This is a genomic window from Streptomyces sp. CC0208 (genome assembly GCF_003443735.1).
Classification (GTDB): Bacteria; Actinomycetota; Actinomycetes; order Streptomycetales; family Streptomycetaceae; genus Streptomyces; species Streptomyces sviceus.
In genome coordinates this window covers 4,416,667-4,436,201 of the sequence record NZ_CP031969.1, presented here as the reverse complement: position 1 = coordinate 4,436,201, position 19,535 = coordinate 4,416,667, and the positions used below count along the sequence as shown (strand labels likewise).

Genomic DNA, 19,535 nt, shown 5'->3' with positions numbered 1-19,535 from the left:
ACTCCCTCGTGGCCTCCCGGATGAGAGATACGGCCCCGTGTTCCTCGTCTCCTCGGCGGCCGACACACCCCCGTATGTCGCCCGCCGGTGAGGAGCGCGACCCCCCGCGCTCCTCCCTGGCACCGCCACCGCCCCGGCTGCCGAACCCCCTTCGGCGACCGGGCGGACGGCTCAGTTCTGGTGGGACTGGTAGTGCGTGACCGCGTCGGAGGTGCGGCCGGCGCCGTAGACCCGGAGGAACTCTGCCAGTTCCGGGTGGGTCGGGGCGAGAGTGTCGGCCGCGTCGATGATGTCTCCGGCGGCGGCAACCGAGCGCAGCAGCGACTGGATCTCGCGGACGACCCGCTTGACCGTCGGCGCACCCGAACTGCTCGTCGTGGTCGTGGTGTTGCTGAGCACCGAACCCCCCTGCGACTTCTTGATCTCTTCCATGCGCTCGGTCGCCTCGGCCGCGCTCACGCTGCCGTCCGCGACCTGCCCCGCCAGGTCCTGCAGCAGCTGCACCCGCTGGACCACGGCAGGATTGCCGATCTTCGCCCGCTGACCGCTCATCAGCTGCGACAGCATCGGAGCGGACAGTCCCAGCACCCCCGCCAGACGAGCCTGGTTGAGGCCCAGGTCGTCTATGAGCTTACGGAAGAGCGCCCCCAGCGGCTCCCCATACCAGTTCCGCTGCAGTTCCCGCGCTCTTGCGGTCGCTTCCTGCTGTGCGGCGTCCATGTGCGTCTCCCCATCGCTTCCCCAAAAAACCGTGGTTCGCGACAGCGAACCACGGTTGAGCATCTTACGGAGAGTGGTCGTTCACGGGGACCCCCAATCCTTTTTGCGGAATCCCGGGGGTGACCCGGTACTCTGGTCTGCGGCGCCCACCGGTACGTGGTTCTTCCGGCGGACGTTCCTCTTCCCGGGGCCTTAGCTCAGTTGGTAGAGCGCTGTCTTTGCATGGCAGATGTCAGGGGTTCGACTCCCCTAGGCTCCACTCCAGAAATCCCCTCCGACCTGCGGATATGCAGGCGGAGGGGTTTTTCGTGCGCGCGGTGGAAGCGGAGTGGAACGCTGATGCCGTCCTTGAAGGTCCTGACGGCCCTTGGAGCTACCTCAGCAGCGAGCGGTACACCGCAGCCGACCTCGGATGGGCCCGGCAACCCCACACACCGTGCGGGCAGTAGTCCGTGATGGCCTGGTAGAGGGGACGCTGCCGGGCGAACCAGGTGAGCATGCCGCGCACGTACGCCGGGTCGTCACCGTTCTCGTACAGGCCCCACTCCTGGTACGAGAAGGGTTTGCGGTGGGCGCGGGCGAAGCGGACGTGGGCGCGCAGGCCGTACGGCTCGGTCACCTGGTCAGAAAAGCGCAGGCCGCGCGGGGCGTCGTAGGCATCCATGCCGATGATGTCGACCACCCCGTCGCCCGGATAGCAGCGCGGCCACGGGATCGCGTCGCGGCCGCGGCTGGGCGTGAACTCGAAGCGGAGGCGCTGACCGGGCACCGAGCGCATCGCCCGCACGATCCTCGTCCAGTACGCCTTCCACGCGGCCGGGTCCGGACCGCAGCGGTGGGTGTAGGTGGTGCCGTTCATCTCCCAGCCGAGGACGACGATCGTGTCCGGGACGCCGAGAGCCCCCAACCGCCGGGCCAGGGCGCGGAAGTGGCCGTCGTAGTCGCCGTCCGCACCGCGCCGGAGCTCCTCGCGGACCGTGCTGTCGGGAAGGTGCGCCTCCGTGTGCTCCAGCATCGGCACGTTCAGGACGAACATCCGCCGCGGATCGGCCCGTCGCCAGGCCGCCCAGGCCCCCAGATAGTCCGGCGCCCCCTCGATGTTGCTCCAGCGGTCGCCGGGCAGGTACACATGCCCGACCCGGGGCGCCGGGCCGCCGAGCCAGGCGCCGAGCGCGTCGAGACGGCCCACGTCCGCGGGGTCGTAGCCGACGTACGCGCCGTACGCGGAAACCGCCGCGGGCTCGGGGGCGCGGGCGGTGCAGGCCGAGGCCAGGAGCAGCAGTACGGCGGCCAGGGCGAGCGGCCCGCGGCGCGAGAGGTTCATCAGGGCGGCAGTCCGTCCGGTGCGCAGAGGTGTCCCCGGCGACTGTGGTGCACGGGAGCGCTGCCGTACCGGTTCGCTCACACCGTCGGGTGAACATGACGGTGGGGCGGAGAATCTCCGCCCCACCGCTGGTACACGCCGGTCTCGGCGTCAGCGCCCTTCGTCGTGCCTTGCGGCGTCCTCCTCGGCCTCCTTCGCCTGGACCTCAGGGTCCAGGACGGCCTGGCCGGTGCCGTCCACGGACGTCAGCCGGCCCGCCTCGGGCACCTCGGTCGCGGCGGGCGGCTCGACCAGCCAATCGGGGTTGGCCTGCTTGTCCCACCACTTCCAGGCGGCGTAGGCGCCGCCCGCGACGATGCCCGCGACCGCCAGCGCCTTGGCGAGCCGTCCAGCGCGGGCCCGCCGCTCGTGCTTGCGGACCAGCTTCCGGACCTCCTTGGGCGTGATCTGACCGCGCAGTGCGGCCAGGGCGGCCACGCTGCGGGCCGTGGCCTCCTCACGGACCGGGCCGGCCGCGGCGACGGCCTGCTCGATCCTCGGGCGGGAATAGTCGGCGGCCTGCCGAGCTGCCTTTCGGGTGCGTTCGGCGGCCTCGTGGGCGGCCTGGTCGACCTTCGGCGGAACATGCGTACGGGCCTGCTCCAGACGCGGCGCGACATAAACGCCGTACTGGACACGCGCCTGCTCCGCCGCCTGCGAGACCTTGGGCGCGAGCCGTACGCGTGCCTCCGTCGCGTAGTGCGAGGCCTTGTCCTTGGCCGTGTCGGCGTAGGGCGCCACCGCTTCCGCGGCGTGCAGCACGCTGTCCTTCGCCGAACCGGTCGCGGCGCGCACGCTGTCGATGCGGGTCACGGGATCCTCCTCCTCGGTGGCGTACGGTAATTCGACTTTCCACCCTTTTACGGATCATGCCTGCCGGAGCACAGCCCGGCACCTGAGGGCGGGCATCCGGATCAATAATGGATGAATGCGTGGCAACAGGAGCTTGTCGACGACAATGCCACGGATCGCCGCTCCGCGCCCCTGCCCGGACCCTCCTCGGCCGGATCCGTGCGAGGATCGGTCGGGCACAAGAAGACAACGGAAGGCAGATCGTGGCCGAGCAGCTTTACGCCACCCTGAAGACCAACCACGGCGACATCGAAGTCCGGCTCCTGCCGAACCACGCCCCGAAGACGGTCAAGAACTTCGTCGAACTCGCCCAGGGCGAGCGCGAGTGGACGCACCCGGGCACCGGTGAGAAGTCCACCAAGAAGCTCTACGACGGCACGATCTTCCACCGCGTCATCAGCGGCTTCATGATCCAGGGCGGCGACCCGCTGGGCACCGGCATCGGCGGCCCCGGCTACGAGTTCGAGGACGAGTTCCACCCCGACCTCGGCTTCAACAAGCCCTACCTCCTCGCCATGGCCAACGCCGGCCCCGGCACCAACGGCTCGCAGTTCTTCATCACCGTCTCCCCGACGGCCTGGCTGAACCGCAAGCACACCATCTTCGGCGAGGTCACGGACCCGGCCAGCCAGAAGGTCGTCGACGCCATCGCCGGCGTCAAGACCACCCGCCCCAACGACCGTCCGGTGAACGACGTCGTCATCGAGCAGGTCGTCGTGGAGACGCGCCAGGGCTGAGCCCCGGCAACCACCGCGAAGGGAACCAAACGCCCCGCTCAACCGTAAGGATGAGCGGGGCGGTGCATGTGGGCACGACGGCTCAGGGCGAGTTAGGGGATCGCATGAATCAGGAGGCGGGCACCTCACCGGAGGCCCAGAACCTGCCTGGCTGCTACCGGCACCCGGACCGTGAGACCGGCATCCGCTGCACCCGCTGCGAGCGCCCCATCTGCCCCGAGTGCATGGTCAGCGCCTCCGTCGGCTTCCAGTGCCCCGACTGCGTGCGCGACGGAGGCGGCAGCGGGCCGGCTCCGGCCACGGCCAGGCCCCGCACCATCGCGGGCGGCACGGTCACGGCCGATCCCCGGCTGTTCACGAAGATCCTGATCGGGATCAACGTCGCGGTGTTCATCGCCATCCAGGCCAAGGCGTCCCTGGCGACGGATCTCAGTCTCGTCGGCGCCTGGCCGCCGGCGCCCTTCCAGCCCACCGAAGGTGTCGCGGACGGGCAGTACTACCGCCTGGTGACCTCGATGTTCGCGCACCAGGAGATCTGGCACATCGGCTTCAACATGATGAGCCTGTGGTGGCTCGGCGGCCCCCTCGAAGCGGCCCTCGGCCGCGCCCGCTACCTCACGGTCTACTTCGTCTCCGGGCTCGCGGGCGGCGCCCTGGCCTATCTGCTGGCCTCCCCGAGCACGGCCACGCTCGGGGCCTCCGGCGCCATCTTCGGTCTCTTCGGCGCCACCGCGGTCCTGATGCGCCGGCTCAACTACGACCTGCGGCCGATCATCGCGCTCCTGGTGATCAACCTGATCTTCACCTTCAGCTGGAGCGGCATCTCCTGGCAGGCCCACATCGGCGGCCTCGTCGCCGGGCTCATCACGGGCTACGGCATGGTCCACGCCCCGCGCGAGCGGCGGGCGCTGGTGCAGTACGGCACCAGCGCGCTGGTTCTGTTGGTCGTCGCGGTCATGATCGTGGTCCGGACCGCCCAGCTGACCTGAAACGGTCCGCACGACCCCTCTGAGCGGCCGTTTTCCACAGCGAGTGCCCGATCTTGTGCATACAGTTCGGGAACAGCTGTGCCCCCTGGCGCTGACCCGCGTTAGTGCAGGTCAGGCAGGGGGCGAACAGGCTTGCGGGAGCTGGTGTGATGGTCGTACCGGCGTCAACGTCCTGTGGGTTATCCACAGATCGTCGTCTTTTCCCCAGGGCCTGTGGAAATTGCTCCAGGCTGTGGATAACTCAGCGGATACCCCTGGGGAGAGCTACTTCCACTGGGTGGAGACGGCGAATCCGGCGGCGATGAAACCGAAGCCCACCACGATGTTCCAGTTGTCCAGGGCGTCGATGGGCAGGGAGCCGTCGGTCACATAGAAGACGACGATCCAGGCGAGCCCGATGAGGAACATGGCCAGCATCACCGGGGCGACCCAGGCGCGGCTGTTCAGTTTGATGGCGGTCGCCTGCTTCGCCGGGGGCGGCGTGTAGTCGGCCTTCTTGCGGATACGTGACTTCGGCACGAGGGTCTCTCCTGTCGATGCGCTGCGTGGCCGCGCAGGTAACTGGTCGGGCTCCGGGCAGCGTACAAGGGGACTCTTAGCGCTCCCCCGGGCGTCCGTTAGCGTAGTGCGTCCGCGGCGCCGAAGGAGATAAGGGTACGTTGAGCAATTCTGCCGACTCCCCCCAGTCCGGATCCAGTCCTGTCCGCAGGCGAGGTTTCCGGCCGGTGCGGGTGCTCACCGTGGCCGTCTTCGCTCTCGCGGGACTCATTTTCTTCACGAGTTTCCAAACGGCCAAGGGCACCGACATCCGCACGGACGCCTCCATGCTCAAGCTCTCGGACCTCATCCAGGAGCGCAGCCGCAACAACGGCGTGCTCGACGAGTCGAACGGCTCGCTGCGCCGGGACGTCGAGTCGCTCGCCGAGCGCGACGACGGCAGCACCAAGGCCGAGGACGACAAGCTCGCCGCCCTGGAGGACCGGGCGGGCACCCGGAAGCTCAAGGGGAAGGCGGTCACGGTCACGCTCGACGACGCCCCGCCGAACGCCACCGCCAAGCTCCCCGGCTACCCCGAGCCGCAGCCCGACTACCTGGTCATCCACCAGCAGGACCTCCAGGCCGTGGTCAACGCCCTGTGGAAGGGCGGTGCCCGGGGCATCAAGGTCATGGACCAGCGGCTGATCTCCACCAGTGCCGTGCGCTGCGTCGGCAACACCCTGATCCTCCAGGGCCGCGTCTACTCGCCGCCGTACAAGATCCAGGCGGTCGGGGACCCCGGCCGGCTGAAGCAGGCGCTCGCGGACTCCAAGGCGATCCAGAACTACATGGTCTACGTCAACGTCTACGGCCTCGGCTGGAATGTCGCCGACGACGGCACGGTGACTCTTCCCGGCTACTCGGGCACAGTGGATCTGCAGTACGCCAAGCCCGTGGAGTGAGCACGGTGTGAGTCCCTGGAGCCGCCGGTGCGTGTCGTCGTCCGGACCGTCAGCGAGCTGTGCATCACCGCCGGCGCCCTGATCGTGTTGTTCGTCGCCTATGTGCTGTTCTGGACTGGTGTGAAGGCCGACACCGTCATGGACGACCAGATCGACCAGTTACAGAACCAGTGGGCCAAGGGGAGCGTGCAGGAGCCCAAGGTGACGGCCGGCGCGTCCGCCTCGCCCGCGCGGCCGGCGCCGTACCGGAGCGGGAAGCCCTTCGCGATCATGTACATTCCCCGGCTCGGTTTCACGTGGAACAAGCCCGTGCTCGAAGGCACCCAGGTCCGGACCCTGAAGAAGGGCCTCGGCCACTACGCGAACACCGCGCAGCTCGGGCAGCCGGGCAACTTCTCGGTCGCCGGGCACCGGCGGACCTACGGCGATCCCTTCAAGGACTTCCCGCGGCTGCGGCGCGGTGACGCGGTCGTGCTGACCGACGGAACGACCTGGTTCACGTATCGGATCGACAAAGGGCCATACAAAACCGTGCCCTCCGACATTGAGGTGATCGATCCTGTGCCACGTAAATCCGGGTACACGCGGCCTGGCCGCTATCTCACGCTGACCACGTGCGATCCGGAGTGGGGACACAGTCACCGGCTGATCGTCTGGGCACACCTGGACTCCACACAGCCTGTGGAGGACGGCAAGCCTGTTGCCCTGCGCCGTTAGTCTGGTGCGGTACGGCGTGTGTGTGGTGCCGTGGTGCGACGGAAGGGACGGCATGTACGGCTGGATCTGGCGGCATCTGCCGGGCAGCGCATGGGTGAAGGCGCTGCTCTCACTCATGCTGGTCGTTGCTGTGGTGTACGTCCTGTTCCAGTACGTGTTCCCGTGGGCCGAACCGCTGCTGCCCTTCAACGATGTGACGGTGGACAACCAGTGAGCGCGCGCATTCTCGTTGTCGACAACTACGACAGCTTCGTCTTCAACCTGGTCCAGTACCTGTATCAGCTGGGCGCGGAGTGCGAGGTGCTGCGCAACGACGAGGTGTCGACGGCGCACGCCCAGGACGGTTTCGACGGCGTTCTGCTCTCGCCCGGCCCCGGTACTCCGGAGGAGGCCGGGGTCTGCATCGAGATGGTGCGCCACTGTGCTGCGACCGGGGTGCCGGTCTTCGGTGTCTGCCTGGGCATGCAGTCGATGCAGGTGGCGTACGGCGGTGTGGTGGACCGCGCTCCCGAGCTGCTGCACGGCAAGACGTCGCTGGTGGAGCACGAGGGCCGCGGGGTCTTCGCTGGGCTGCCCACTCCCTTCACGGCGACCCGGTACCACTCGCTGGCCGCCGAGCCGGCGACGGTTCCGGCCGAGCTGGAGGTCACCGCGCGGACGCACGACGGGATCGTCATGGGGTTGCGGCACCGTGAACTCCCGGTCGAGGGTGTGCAGTTCCACCCCGAGTCGGTGTTGACGGAACACGGTCACCTGATGCTGGCCAACTGGCTGGTGGAGTGCGGGGACCAGGGCGCGGTGGCGAGGTCGGCGGGGCTCGCCCCGGTGGTGGGCAGGGCCACGGCGTGACGGCCCTGCGCCCCGAGCGCGAGGACTTGTACGGCGACGCGTCGTACGAGTCCTACGGCGGCGATCCCTACGCAGGGCACTCCTTCGGCGGTGCTTCCTACGCCGAGGAGCCGTACGCCGAGAGTCCCTACGGCGAGGAGCCGTACGCCGAGAGTTCCTACGCAGAGGGGCAGTACACCGAGCAGCCGCCCGGCGGGGTGTCGGAAGGCCGGGCGTCGGACGGCGGGGCGTCGGACCGCCAGGCGTCGGCGCCGTATGTGCCGCCGGCCGACGACGAGACGGTGGCGCTTCGGATACCCGATCCGCCTCCCCCCTCCATATCCGCCTCCACGGCCTCTTCCGTCACATCCGCCACTGGATCCCCACAGGGGGGCCGTGCGGCCCGGAGAAAGGCCGCCAAGGGCCGTCATGGGCGCCATGGCGGCGGAGCCGCACCCGAAGCGCAGTCGGACCAGGAGTCGCCGGACGGCAGGCCGCTCTCCCGCGTCGAGGCCCGCAGACAGGCGAAGGCACGCAAACCCGGCGCGGCCGTCGTCGCGAGCCGGGCGATCGGTGAGGTGTTCATCACCACCGGCGTGCTGATGCTGCTGTTCGTCAGCTACCAGCTGTGGTGGACCAACGTCCGGGCGCACGCACAGGCGGACAAGGAGGCGAGCAGCCTCCAGAACGACTGGGCGAGCGGGAAGGGTGCCCCGGGCACCTTCGAGCCGGGCCAGGGATTCGCCCTGCTGCACATCCCGAAGCTGGATGTCGTCGTGCCGATAGCGGAGGGCGTCAGCAACAAGAAGGTCCTCGACAAGGGCATGGTCGGCCACTACAGCGAGGGCGCGCTGAAGACGGCGATGCCCGACGCGAAGACCGGCAACTTCGCTCTCGCGGGGCATCGCAACACGCATGGCGAGCCCTTCCGTTACATCAACAAGCTCAGCCCCGGTGACGCGATCGTCGTCGAGACGCAGGACGAGTACTTCGTCTACAAGATGACGTCGACGCTGCCGGTGACGTCTCCGAGCAACACGAGCGTGATCGACCCCGTCCCGAAGGGATCCGGATTCACCACCGCCGGCCGCTACATCACCCTCACCACCTGCACGCCGGAGTTCACCAGCAAGTACCGCTTGATCGTCTGGGGCAAGATGGTCGAGGAACGGCCGCGCAGCAAGGGCAAGCCGGATGCGCTCGTCCAGTAAGGGCAGATGATCAGTGGCAGCGACCACAGAGCAAGAGCAGAACACCGGCAGCCCCGCGCCGCGCCGCCGCGGCACCGGCCGGATCGCCATGGCGGTCAGCTTCTTCGGTGAACTCCTCATCACCGCAGGCCTGGTGCTCGGCCTGTTCGTCGTCTACTCGCTGTGGTGGACGAACGTCGTCGCCGACCGCGCGGCGGACAAACAGGCAGACAAGGTGCGTGACGCCTGGACCGAGCGGACCACGGGCGGTCCCGGTGCGCTGGACACCAAGAACGGCATCGGCTTCCTGCACGTCCCCGCGATGAGGAACGGCGAGGTCCTGGTCGAGAAGGGCACCTCGACGAAGATCCTCAACGATGGCGTCGCCGGCTACTACACCGACCCCGTCAAGGCCACGCTCCCCACCAGCGGCAAGAGCGGCAACTTCGCCCTCGCCGCCCACCGGGACGGCCACGGCGCGAAGTTCCACAACATCGACAAGGTCAAGAAGGGCGACCCGATCGTCTTCGAGACCAAGGACGAGTGGTACGTCTACAAGGTCTACGCCGTCCTGCCCGAGACCTCGAAGTACAACGTCAAGGTGCTCGGCCGGATCCCCAAGGAGTCCGGCAAGAAGAAGGCCGGCCACTACATCACGCTGACGACGTGCACGCCGGTGTATACCTCGCGGTACCGGTACGTGGTGTGGGGAGAACTGGTCCGCACCGAGAAGGTGGACAACGAGCGGACGCCGCCGAAGGAACTGACCTAGCATGACGGAGGCCCGAAGCCGCAACTTGCTCTTGCGGCTTCGGGCCTCTTTGCGTCGGGGCCGTGCCTACTCCAGGACTTCCAGCGGTTCCCCGGCGCTCCACTCCTCCAGCAGCCCACGGTGTACGACGGTGATCCCGGTCTCGGCGGCGATGCTCAGGGCCTCAGGGGTGAAGGGGCAGGTCGCCACGTAGAGGGCCACATCCGCGTTGTGGAGAACCTTCGCCGCTCCGACGAACTTCTGGACCTCCGGGCTGGTGATGTTGAGGTAGGGCGCGAACCTCTTGCACTGCACGACGAGCCGTTGTCCGGCGGCAGTGAGACCGATGATGTCGACACCCCGGTCCCCGCGACCGCCCTGTACGACGACGTCGGTGCAGCCGTCCCGGTGCAGCAGTTTGGCGATGTGGTGCTCGAACCTGCGGCCGTTCATGGCGTCCATGGCGGCCATGACGCCGACGGTGGGCCGGTCGTCCCGTACGCCTTCGAGTCGTTGCAGGCGGGTGTGGTGCTGGTGGAGACGTCGTTCGATGCGCTGGACTCCTGCGCGCAGGGCGATCAGTTCCTTGCGGTGCTCGCCTGATGTTTCGATCAGGGCGTTGAACATCGGTACGACGGTCTTGCCGAGGATGTGGGTGATGCGTTGGTCGATGCGGTCGTCGAGGGAGACGGTTTCCCTGTGGACGGGGTTATCCACAGGCTGGGTGCGGGCCAGGTACTCCATGTCCAGGAGGTACATACGCACCTGACGTGCGACTTCGCTGTCGCGGAGGAGCATGGCGACGTTGAGGACGGCTCGGCGGGAGAAGATGGCGAGGGAGCGCGTGTGTGACTGGAGGCCACTGAGGTTCTTGAAGGACCTCAGTTCTTCGCCGGCCAGCAGCTGGTAGCCGTTCGCCTCCAGCTCTGTCCGATGATCCTTGACGAGCGATTTGATCGCTTCGAGACCTACGCCGAAGTACGTCGCCACCATCGCCGTAGTCACATGCATCCCGTCCGGCAGCAGTGACAGTGCCTTGACCCTGTCGAGTACGTCCGTGCGTTCCAGGACGCTGTTGCGCAGGCTCTGGGATTCCAGCAGCGCCGATTCGTTGATCATGTTCTGCCCTTCCGGTGGAGGCATGGCTCCATGGCCAGGGCAGAGCTTCGGCACCCCACCCGAATGGATCAACGAGTCGGCATATAGGAAGACACGATCGGTATGCGAACACGCCGACGGACGGGCGCGGGTCGCCATGACGAAGCCCCGTCGCCCTGTGAGGGGCGGCGGGGCTTCGTCTCTGGACGGAGTGGTGCGTGCGGCTAGCCGGTCCCGCCTCCGAAGAAGCCTCCGCCGTTGTTGCCGCCGTTGTTGCCGTTGCCGACGCTCACCGTGGTGAGGTTGATCTGGGTGCCGCCCGGGTTGTCGACCTCGCTGCCCCCGCCCGGGTCCTGCTGGGCCACGAGCGCGGTGTCGCTCTGGTCGCTGCCGTTCGCGAACTGGATGTTCGTGAAGCCGGCGTTGTTGAGGATCTGCTTGGCCTGGGCGACCGTGCGGCCCCTGACGTCCGGGACCTCGGTCTTGTCCTTCGGCTTGCCGATCTGGATGTTGACCGACGAGTTCTTGTCGACCTGGGTGCCGGCTTGCGGTGTGGTCGAGATGACCTTGTTGATCTTGTTGGTGTCATCGGTCTCGACCTCGGTGCAGTTGCCGACGAGGTTGTTCGCCTGCATCTGCGCCCTGGCCTCATCACAGGACCGGTCGACGACGTTCGGGACCGTGGACTTCGCCTCGGCCTTGGCGATGGTGAGGGTGACGGTGGAACCCTTCTCCACCTCCGCGCCCAGTCTCGGGTCCTGGTCCAGGACGGTGCCCGGCTCCTCGGTGGACACCTGCTTCTTGGTCTTGACGACGAACTGGTACTGGTCGTCCTGCAGTGTCTCCGTGGCCTTGTCGACGTCCAGGCCGAGGACACTGGGGACGGCCACCTTGGGTGCCCCGGTGGACACCACGATGCTGACGGTGGAGTTCTTGTCGACCTTGGTGCCGCCGGTCGGGTTCTGCTCGCAGACGTTGCCCTTGGCCGTGTTCTCGCACGGTTTCTGCGTGACCTCGCCGAGCTTCAGGTCGACGTTGCCCAGTTGTCTGGTGGCGTCGTCCTGCTTCTGGTTGACGAGGTTCGGCACGGTGACCTGGTCGTTGCCCGCGCCGCCGCCGCTGAAGATCCACTTGCCGATCAGGATCGCGCCGACGAGCACCAGGATGCCCGCCACCACGAGCAGGATCGTCGAGGTGTTCGACTTCTTCTGGCGGCGCCGGTCGGGGCGGTCGTCGTAGCCGAAGCCGCCGTCGTCCGGGCTCATGGGGGGCAGCATGGTGGTGGCGCCGGCGTCGGAGCGCAGGGCCGTGGTCGCCTGGTCGTCCGGGTAGCCGCCGTAGCCGACCGAGCCCATCGCCGAGGTGGCCGCGACCGGCTGGCCGTCGAGGCAGGCCTCGATGTCGGCGCGCATCTCGTCGGCCGACTGGTAGCGGTAGTTCGGGTCCTTGACCAGGGCCCGCAGGACGATGGCGTCCATCTCGGGCGTGATCTCGGGGTCGAAGACCGACGGGGGCTGCGCCTCCTCGCGTACGTGCTGGTACGCGACGGCCACCGGGGAGTCACCCACGAAGGGCGGCCGGACCGTCAGCAGCTCGTAGAGGAGACAGCCGGTGGAGTAGAGGTCGGACCTCGCGTCGACCTGCTCGCCCTTGGCCTGCTCAGGGGAGAGGTACTGGGCGGTGCCGATCACCGCGGACGTCTGGGTCATGGTCATGCCGGAGTCGCCCATGGCGCGGGCGATGCCGAAGTCCATGACCTTGACCTGGCCGTTGCGCGTGAGCATGACGTTGGCCGGCTTGATGTCCCGGTGGACGATCCCGCTGCGGTGCGAGTACTCCAGCGCCTGGAGGATCCCGATGGTCATCTCCAGGGAGCGCTCCGGCAGCAGCTTGCGGCCGGAGTGCAGCAGCTCGCGGAGCGTGGAGCCGTCGACGTACTCCATGACGATGTACGGGATCGAGACCCCGTCGATGTAGTCCTCGCCCGTGTCGTAGACCGCCACGATCGCGGGATGGTTGAGCGAGGCGGCCGACTGGGCCTCCCGGCGGAACCGGGCCTGGAAGGACGGATCGCGTGCGAGGTCCGCGCGCAGCGTCTTCACCGCCACCGTGCGGCCGAGGCGCGTGTCCATGGCGAGGTAGACCTCCGCCATGCCACCACGGCCGAGCACCTGGCCCAGCTCGTACCGGCCGCCGAGGCGACGCGGCTCTTCCATAGCTTCCTACCAGCCCTCTCCGTCGGTCCCGACCGGCACGTGTGTGCGGTCGGAGGCTGCACTCCGGGCCTACCGTACCCGGCTAGCTTTGTGTGACCTGGCCAAGTGCGTCACCCGATACAGGACCGGTATCGCAACGTGCACCGATGTGAAGGCGACGTGAGCGGGGTCACTTCTTGGAGTCGATGACCGCCTCCATGACGCTCTTGGCGATGGGCGCCGCGAGACCGCTGCCGGAGATGTTCTCGCGGACCGCGTTGTCGTCCTGGACGACCACCGCGACCGCGACCGGGGCGCTGTCGCCGACCTTGGCGTACGAGATGAACCAGGCGTACGGGTTCTTGCTGTTGTTCTCGCCGTGCTGGGCGGTACCGGTCTTGCCGCCGACGGTGACGCCCTGGATCTGGGCCGTCGTGCCGGTGCCCTTCTGGACGACCGTCTCCATCATCGACTGGAGGATCTGGGCGTTCTCCGGGGACAGCGGCTCGCTCATCTTCTCCGGCTCGGTCTTCTCCAGGGTGTCCACGTTCGGGGCCTGGAGGGAGTCGACCATGTACGGCTTCATCAGGGTGCCGTTGTTGGCGACGGCGGAGGCGACCATGGCCATCTGGAGCGGCGTCGCGGCGGTGTTGTACTGGCCGATGGAGGACAGCGCGGTCTGCGACTTGTTCATGTCGTCGGAGAAGACCGACGCGCTGGAGCGGACCGGTGTGAACTGCTCCTCGGTGAAGCCGAACTTCTTGGCCTCTTCGAGCATCTTCGCGTTCTCGAGGTCGGAGCCGATCTTGCCGAAGACGGTGTTGCAGGAGTACTGGAGGGCGACCCGCATGGTGGCGTTCTTGCAGGGGATGTTGCCCTCGTTCTTCAGCTGGGTCGTGGTGCCCGGCATGGTCCACGGCAGCGGGGAGTCTGTCTGCTCGTCGGCCGACTTGTACAGGCCGTTCTCCAGCGCGGCGGCCGCGGTGACGACCTTGAAGGTCGAGCCGGGCGGGTAGACCTCGCGCAGCGCCCGGTTGAGCGAGGGGTCGTCGGGGTTGTTCTTCTTGTCGATCTTCTTCCAGGCCTCGGCGTCGGAGTCGCTGCCGCCGGCGATCGTGGAGGGGTCGTACGACGGGTAGGAGGCCAGCGCCAGGATCTTGCCGGTGGAGGGCTCGATGGCGGCGACCGCGCCCTTGCCGCCCTGCTTCTTCAGACCGTCGTAGGCGGCCTTCTGCGCGGCGGCGCTGAGGGTGGTGACGACGTTGCCGCCCTCCTTCGGCTTGCCGGTGAGCATGTCGAGGGTGTTGCGGAAGAAGAGCCGGTCGTCGGTGCCGGTGAGGATGCCGTCCTCGATGGACTCCAGCTGGGTGGCGCCGTAGGCCTGCGAGACGAAGCCCGTGACGGGCGCCCACATCGCGCCGTCCTTGTAGGTGCGCTTGTACTTGAAGTCGCCCGACGTGGTCTCGGCGTGCCCGGTGATGGCCTTGCCGTCGACGATGATGTCGCCGCGGGGCGTGGCATACCGCGCGATGAGCACACGGCGGTTGTCCGGGTCCTCCCGGAGGCTGTCGGCCTTGACGTACTGGAGCCAGTTGTCGCGGATGAGCAGGGCCAGGACCAGGAGACCGCAGAAGATCGCGATCCGGCGCAGGGGCTTGTTCATGACGGGCGGACCACCTGGGTCATCTCGGCGTCGGGGCTGGGGGCGGGGGCGGGCGCCGGGCGGCGTGCGGTGTCGCTGATTCTGATCAGGATGCCGATGAGGGCCCAGTTGGCGATGACGGAGGAGCCGCCGTAGGCCAGGAAGGGCATCGTCATACCGGTGAGCGGGATCAGGCCCATCACACCGCCGGCCACCACGAAGACCTGGAGCGCGAAGGCGCCGGACAGGCCGATGGCGAGGAGCTTGCCGAAGGGGTCGCGGGCGGCGAGGGCGGTGCGGACGCCGCGCTCCACGATCAGGCCGTAGATCAGCAGGATCGCCATGAGGCCGGCCAGGCCCAGTTCCTCGCCGAAGGTGGCGAGGATGAAGTCGGAGTTGGCGGCGAAGCGGATCAGCTCGGAGTGGCCCTGGCCCCAGCCGGTGCCGAGGGTGCCGCCGGAGCCGAAGGCCCACAGGGCCTGCATGGCCTGTTCGGAGTGGACCATGCCGTCGCCGTTCGGGTTGCGGCTCAGCGTGTACTCGCGCATCGGGTCGAGCCAGGCCTGGACACGGGTCTGGACGTGCGGCTCGAAGCTGGCCACGCCGACGGCACCGGCGGCGGACATCAGCAGACCGAAGACGATCCAGCTGGTCCGCTCGGTGGCGACGTACAGCATGATGATGAACATTCCGAAGAACAGCAGCGAGGTACCGAGGTCGGTCTCGAACACGAGGATGAGGATCGAGATCATCCAGACGACGATGATCGGACCGAGGTCGCGGCCGCGCGGCAGGTAGAGGCCCATGAAGCGGCGGCTGGCGAGGGCCAGGGCGTCGCGCTTGACCATGAGGTAGCCGGCGAAGAACACCGCGAGCACGATCTTGGCGAACTCACCGGGCTGGATGGTGAAGCTGCCGACCTGGATCCAGATCTTGGCGCCGTAGGTGATGTTGGCGCCGAGGCCCGGGACCAGCGGGAGGAGCAGCAGGACCAGCGCGCCGACCATGGAGATGTAGGTGTAGCGCTGCAGGACCCGGTGGTCCTTGAGGAAGACCAGGACGACGGCGAACAGGGCGATGCCCATCGCCGTGTAGATCAGCTGGTTGGTGGCCTTGCCGCCGGCGACATGGAGTTGCTGGAGCAGCTTGGACTGGTCGAGGCGCCAGATGGCGACGAGTCCGAGGCCGTTGAGCAGGGTGGCCAGCGGCAGCATCAGCGGGTCCGCGTACGGGGCGAACTTGCGTACGACGAGATGGGCGACGCCGGCCAGGAGACCGAGGCCCAGGCCGTAGCTCAACAGCCCGGCCGGGACCTGGTCGTTGATGGCCAGGCCCACGTTGGCGTAGGCGAAGACCGGGATGAGGACGGCGAACACCAGCAGCGCCAGCTCGGTGTTGCGACGGCTGGGAGCGCCGATCGCGCCGATCGTGGACGTGTGGTGCGTCGACGTGTTCGAAGTACTGCTGCTCATCGTGTGCCAGGGCCTCTCACGGCTTGCCTACTGCGTTCCGCAGTTCCCGACGACCTGCTTCTCCTCGTCCGAGAGAGTGGGGCCGGGGGTGGGAGTGGGCGTCGGGGATGCGGAAGCGCTCGGGGACGGGGAGGACGTGCTCGTCGGGGTCGGTGTGGCCTTTGACGTCAGGGAGGACCGAGTGGTTCCCGTGGTGCCGCCGGCCTGGCCCTCGCCCGTCTTGGAGTTCTTCTTGCTCTCCGCGGCCTGCGCCTGGGCCTGCTTCTTGCACGCGGAGGCCTGGACGCCCAGTTCGTCGATCTTCTTCTGGGCCGTCTTCAGGTCGCCCTCGGCGATGGTGCCCTCGACCGACTTCTGCTGGTACGGCGGCAGGTACTTGAGTTCGATCTCGGGGTGGTCCTTGGACACCTTCGAGAGCGAGACCCACGCCAGGTCCTGGCTGATGCCGCGGTACAGCGCCACGTGTTCGTCGTTGACGCCGACGTAGTACTGGGTCTGCGTCCAGCGCCAGCCGCCGTAGAGGCCACCGCCGATGACGGCGAGCGCGAGGACCGAGTAGAAGGATCTCTTCAGCCACTTGCGGCCCTTGCGGGGCTTGACGAAGTCGTCGTCGGAGTAGTCGCCGAAGCTGCCCGCGGGGACGTAGCCGGTGGTGTCGGAGGGGTTGGACGGCCCGAAGTCGCCGCCCCCGCCCTGCCCGTGGCCCTGGCGGCCGAGCCCGGAGGCGCGGCCCGCGGGGGTCTGCATGATGCCGTTGTCGTGCAGCTGGTGCTGGTTCTCGGCGACCGCGCCGACCACGACCGGGGTGTCGGAGAGCTGCCCGGCGAGGGTGTCCCCGGTGTCCAGGTCCAGGACGTCGGCCACGATCACCGTGATGTTGTCGGGGCCGCCGCCGCGCAGCGCGAGCTGGATGAGCTCCTGCACGGTCTCCTGGGGGCCCTGATAGCTGGCGAGGGTGTCTTCCAGGGTCTGGTGGGAGACCACGCCGGAGAGGCCGTCGGAGCAGATCAGGTAGCGGTCGCCGGCGCGGACCTCGCGGATGGAGAGGTCGGGCTCGACGTGTTCGCCGCTGCCCAACGCCCGCATCAGCAGGGAGCGTTGGGGGTGGGTGGTGGCCTCTTCCTCGGTGATGCGGCCCTCGTCGACCAGGCGCTGCACCCAGGTGTGGTCCTGCGTGATCTGCGTGAGGACACCGTCGCGCAGCAGGTACGCGCGCGAGTCGCCGACGTGCACGAGGCCGAGCCGCTGGCCCGTCCACAGCAGGGCGGTCAGGGTGGTCCCCATGCCTTCGAGCTGGGGGTCGTCCTCGACCATGGAGCGCAGCTGGTCGTTGGCGCGCTGGACGGCCACGCCGAGCGAGGTGAGGACGTCGGAGCCGGGGACGTCGTCGTCGAGGGCGACGATGGTGGAGATGGCCTCGGAGGAGGCGACCTCGCCGGCGGCGGCGCCGCCCATGCCGTCGGCGATGGCGAGCAGGCGGGGCCCGGCGTATCCGGAGTCCTCGTTGCCCTCCCGGATCATGCCTTTGTGCGATCCGGCGGCGAAGCGCAGTGACAGACTCATGCGCACCTCGCCTGTCGGCTCCGGGTACATCCGCACGGTGCCCACCCTCCGGTCGGGAGCGCGCCGGGGCCCGGGGTGGGGGCCCACACCGCGTGCTCGCTCCGCTCGCGCCTATTCATGATGTAGCACTACTTCCGCAGCTCGATGACGGTCTTGCCGATGCGGATCGCTGCGCCCAGCGGAACCGGTGTCGGGGTCGTCAGCCGCGTTCGGTCGAGATACGTGCCGTTGGTGGAGCCAAGGTCCTCGACGATCCACTGACCGTCGCGGTCCGGGTAGATCCTGGCATGGCGGCTGGAGGCGTAGTCGTCGTCCAGCACGATGGTGCTGTCGTGCGCCCGGCCCAGCGTGATGGTCTGGCCCTGGAGCGCGACGGTGGTGCCGGTGAGGGTGCCCTCGGACACGACGAGCTTGGTGGGTGCGTTACGGCGCTGCCGGCCCCCGGCGGCCGGCTGCTGGCGCTGCTGCGGAGGCGCCTGCCGCTGGGCCTGCTGGGCCCGGCCGGCCTCCCGGCGCGCGCCGCGCTGGGTGACGCGCGTACCGAACAGGTCGCTGCGGATGACCTGAACGGCCACGATCACGAACAGCCACAGTACGGCCAGGAAACCCAGCCGCATGACCGTCAGGGTCAGCTCTGACATTGCCCCCGCTTCACCCTTCGGCTTGCCGGTAAATGATGGTGGTACTGCCCACGACGATCCGCGAGCCGTCGCGGAGCGTAGCGCGGGTGGTGTGCTGCCCGTCCACCACGATGCCGTTGGTGGACCCGAGATCCTGGATCGTCGAGGGCGTTCCGGTCCGGATCTCACAGTGCCGGCGCGAGACGCCGGGGTCGTCGATCCGCACGTCGGCTTCGGTGCTGCGGCCCAGCACCAGCGTGGCGCGGGAGATCTGATGGCGGGCGCCGTTGATCTCGATCCAGTGGCGGGTACGGGAGCCCGGCGCGGGCGCGCCGACCGGGCCGCCGGCGCCGGGGCGCTGGCCCTGGGCCGACTGTGGATAGCCGTAGCCGCCCGGGGCGCCACGGCCGCCGGGAGGCGGGGCGGCGGGCATGGGCGGGGCGCCTGCCGGAGCGGCCGGCGGGTAGCCGTAGCCGCCGGGGCCGGACGCCGGTGCGCCGCCCCGGCCGGCCGGGGCCGCGGGGCCGGGGGCCTGCTGGTTGGTGGAGGAGGCGAGCGTACGGCTGCGCACCCGGTACAGACCGGTGTCGAGGTCGTCCGCCTTCTCCAGGTTGACCTTGATCGGGCCCATGAAGGTGTAGCGCTGCTGCTTGGCGTAGTCGCTCACCATGCCGGCGAGCTCGTCGCCGAGCTGGCCCGAGTAGGGGCTGAGCCGCTCGAAGTCCGGCGTGCTCAGCTCCACGATGAAGTCATTGGGTACGACCGTGCGGTCGCGGTTCCAGATGGTCGCGTTGTTGTCGCACTCCCGCTGGAGCGCGCCCGCGATCTCCACGGGCTGGACCTCGGACTTGAACACCTTGGCGAAGGTGCCGTTGACCAGACCTTCGAGACGCTGCTCGAACTTCTTCAGGACTCCCATGAGGCACCTCCTCCGTCCTTGCCGTCCTGGGTACTGCGCCTGCTGCTTACCTGGTACTGCTTACTGATCGTATCCACGCGCCGGTGAATCGGCTGGTTCCCCCTGTCGGCACGGTCGACGGGTGTCGACGCCTCCGAAGTTCCCTGTGGAGCTCCACTTCGAACTCCGCAGCCGAACTCCGCTGTGCGCTCCTTCGTCAAGGATCGTAGAGGCGGCCGCAGACCAGTGTCCCGCACCTGACTGTGGACCCCTACCTGCTCCTGGGGAGACGGGCGCTACCGGTACGAGGTTGATACGTGAACCGGTACGAGGTTGATACGTGGCCGACGGCACCCCGTTCGGTGGCCCGCTTCCGAAGCCGCTGGTGGGCGGCTGCCCGCGGATATGGGATGTGAACCCACCCCCTCCAGCGTGCTAATGTTCTGCGTGTCGGAAGGCGC

General features: G+C 68.3%; 19 protein-coding genes and 1 tRNA gene. 9 read left to right on the top strand and 11 right to left on the bottom strand.

All coding sequences use genetic code 11. From position 1 onward, the window contains the following. Nucleotides 1-171 precede the first annotated feature (171 nt). The gene (locus D1369_RS20330; protein ID WP_007383297.1) at nt 172-720 is read right to left on the bottom strand and encodes a DNA-binding protein; all 549 of its coding nucleotides are present in this window, start codon (nt 718-720) and stop codon (nt 172-174) included. Between the two features lie 186 nt (nt 721-906). Here D1369_RS20330 and D1369_RS20325 point away from each other — a divergent pair. Beyond that, a tRNA-Ala gene (locus D1369_RS20325) sits at nt 907-979 on the top strand. Nucleotides 980-1,093: 114 nt separating this feature from the next. Here D1369_RS20325 and D1369_RS20320 read toward each other — a convergent pair. Together D1369_RS20320 and D1369_RS20315 are read right to left on the bottom strand one after the other, a co-directional pair. Beyond that, a complete protein-coding gene (locus D1369_RS20320; RefSeq protein WP_037900769.1) occupies nt 1,094-2,044 on the bottom strand; it encodes a hypothetical protein in 951 nt (316 codons plus the stop codon). Between the two features lie 150 nt (nt 2,045-2,194). Beyond that, nucleotides 2,195-2,896: a DUF5324 family protein gene (locus D1369_RS20315; protein WP_007383299.1), complete on the bottom strand. Its 702-nt coding sequence runs from the start codon at nt 2,894-2,896 to the stop codon at nt 2,195-2,197. Nucleotides 2,897-3,138: 242 nt separating this feature from the next. Here D1369_RS20315 and D1369_RS20310 point away from each other — a divergent pair, with 242 nt between their 5' ends. Then, entirely contained in the window at nt 3,139-3,672 is a 534-nt protein-coding gene (locus D1369_RS20310) for a peptidylprolyl isomerase (protein ID WP_007383300.1), read from the top strand. 104 nt (nt 3,673-3,776) lie between these two features. After that, nucleotides 3,777-4,661 carry a rhomboid family intramembrane serine protease gene (locus D1369_RS20305; protein ID WP_007383301.1) on the top strand — a complete coding sequence of 295 codons (885 nt, stop codon included), beginning with the start codon at nt 3,777-3,779 and terminating at the stop codon, nt 4,659-4,661. 264 nt (nt 4,662-4,925) lie between these two features. Here D1369_RS20305 and crgA read toward each other — a convergent pair whose 3' ends face one another. Then, entirely contained in the window at nt 4,926-5,180 is a 255-nt protein-coding gene (crgA, locus tag D1369_RS20300; protein ID WP_007383302.1) for a cell division protein CrgA, read from the bottom strand. 140 nt (nt 5,181-5,320) lie between these two features. On the opposite strand from crgA, the gene D1369_RS20295 reads away from it, so the two are divergent. From D1369_RS20295 to D1369_RS20270, 6 genes are read left to right on the top strand one after another with little or no spacing between them, the layout of a single operon-like run. Beyond that, nucleotides 5,321-6,100: a DUF881 domain-containing protein gene (locus D1369_RS20295; RefSeq protein WP_007383303.1), complete on the top strand. Its 780-nt coding sequence runs from the start codon at nt 5,321-5,323 to the stop codon at nt 6,098-6,100. Between the two features lie 27 nt (nt 6,101-6,127). After that, the gene (locus D1369_RS20290; protein ID WP_037900771.1) at nt 6,128-6,817 is read left to right on the top strand and encodes a class E sortase; all 690 of its coding nucleotides are present in this window, start codon (nt 6,128-6,130) and stop codon (nt 6,815-6,817) included. Nucleotides 6,818-6,869: 52 nt separating this feature from the next. Next, entirely contained in the window at nt 6,870-7,031 is a 162-nt protein-coding gene (locus tag D1369_RS20285; protein WP_020119471.1) for a hypothetical protein, read from the top strand. Then, a complete protein-coding gene (locus D1369_RS20280) occupies nt 7,028-7,666 on the top strand; it encodes an aminodeoxychorismate/anthranilate synthase component II (RefSeq protein ID WP_007383306.1) in 639 nt (212 codons plus the stop codon). Before D1369_RS20285 ends, D1369_RS20280 begins: the two co-directional genes overlap by 4 nt. Further along, nucleotides 7,663-8,856 (top strand): class E sortase, encoded by a 1,194-nt coding sequence (locus D1369_RS20275; protein ID WP_007383307.1) that lies wholly within the window; start codon nt 7,663-7,665, stop codon nt 8,854-8,856. Before D1369_RS20280 ends, D1369_RS20275 begins: the two co-directional genes overlap by 4 nt. Before the next feature lie 13 nt (nt 8,857-8,869). Continuing rightward, the gene (locus D1369_RS20270; protein ID WP_007383308.1) at nt 8,870-9,607 is read left to right on the top strand and encodes a class E sortase; all 738 of its coding nucleotides are present in this window, start codon (nt 8,870-8,872) and stop codon (nt 9,605-9,607) included. Between the two features lie 66 nt (nt 9,608-9,673). Here D1369_RS20270 and D1369_RS20265 read toward each other — a convergent pair whose 3' ends face one another. From D1369_RS20265 to D1369_RS20230, 7 genes are all read right to left on the bottom strand, one after another. After that, a complete protein-coding gene (locus D1369_RS20265; RefSeq protein ID WP_237557644.1) occupies nt 9,674-10,729 on the bottom strand; it encodes a restriction endonuclease in 1,056 nt (351 codons plus the stop codon). Nucleotides 10,730-10,908: 179 nt separating this feature from the next. Next, nucleotides 10,909-12,900 (bottom strand): Stk1 family PASTA domain-containing Ser/Thr kinase, encoded by a 1,992-nt coding sequence (gene pknB / locus D1369_RS20260; protein WP_007383310.1) that lies wholly within the window; start codon nt 12,898-12,900, stop codon nt 10,909-10,911. A 169-nt stretch (nt 12,901-13,069) separates the two neighbouring features. Continuing rightward, the gene (locus tag D1369_RS20250; RefSeq protein ID WP_007383311.1) at nt 13,070-14,542 is read right to left on the bottom strand and encodes a penicillin-binding protein 2; all 1,473 of its coding nucleotides are present in this window, start codon (nt 14,540-14,542) and stop codon (nt 13,070-13,072) included. Continuing rightward, nucleotides 14,539-15,993, bottom strand: coding sequence for an FtsW/RodA/SpoVE family cell cycle protein (locus D1369_RS20245; protein WP_007383312.1), 1,455 nt, complete (start codon nt 15,991-15,993; stop codon nt 14,539-14,541). Before D1369_RS20245 ends, D1369_RS20250 begins: the two co-directional genes overlap by 4 nt. Before the next feature lie 27 nt (nt 15,994-16,020). Continuing rightward, nucleotides 16,021-17,586, bottom strand: a complete 1,566-nt coding sequence (locus D1369_RS20240) for a Stp1/IreP family PP2C-type Ser/Thr phosphatase (protein WP_037903464.1) — start codon at nt 17,584-17,586, stop codon at nt 16,021-16,023. 98 nt (nt 17,587-17,684) lie between these two features. Continuing rightward, complete coding sequence (locus tag D1369_RS20235) at nt 17,685-18,197, bottom strand: FHA domain-containing protein (RefSeq protein ID WP_007383314.1); 513 nt, start codon at nt 18,195-18,197, stop codon at nt 17,685-17,687. 10 nt (nt 18,198-18,207) lie between these two features. Continuing rightward, nucleotides 18,208-19,095: a DUF3662 and FHA domain-containing protein gene (locus tag D1369_RS20230; protein ID WP_118082557.1), complete on the bottom strand. Its 888-nt coding sequence runs from the start codon at nt 19,093-19,095 to the stop codon at nt 18,208-18,210. Nucleotides 19,096-19,535: the final 440 nt, after the last annotated feature.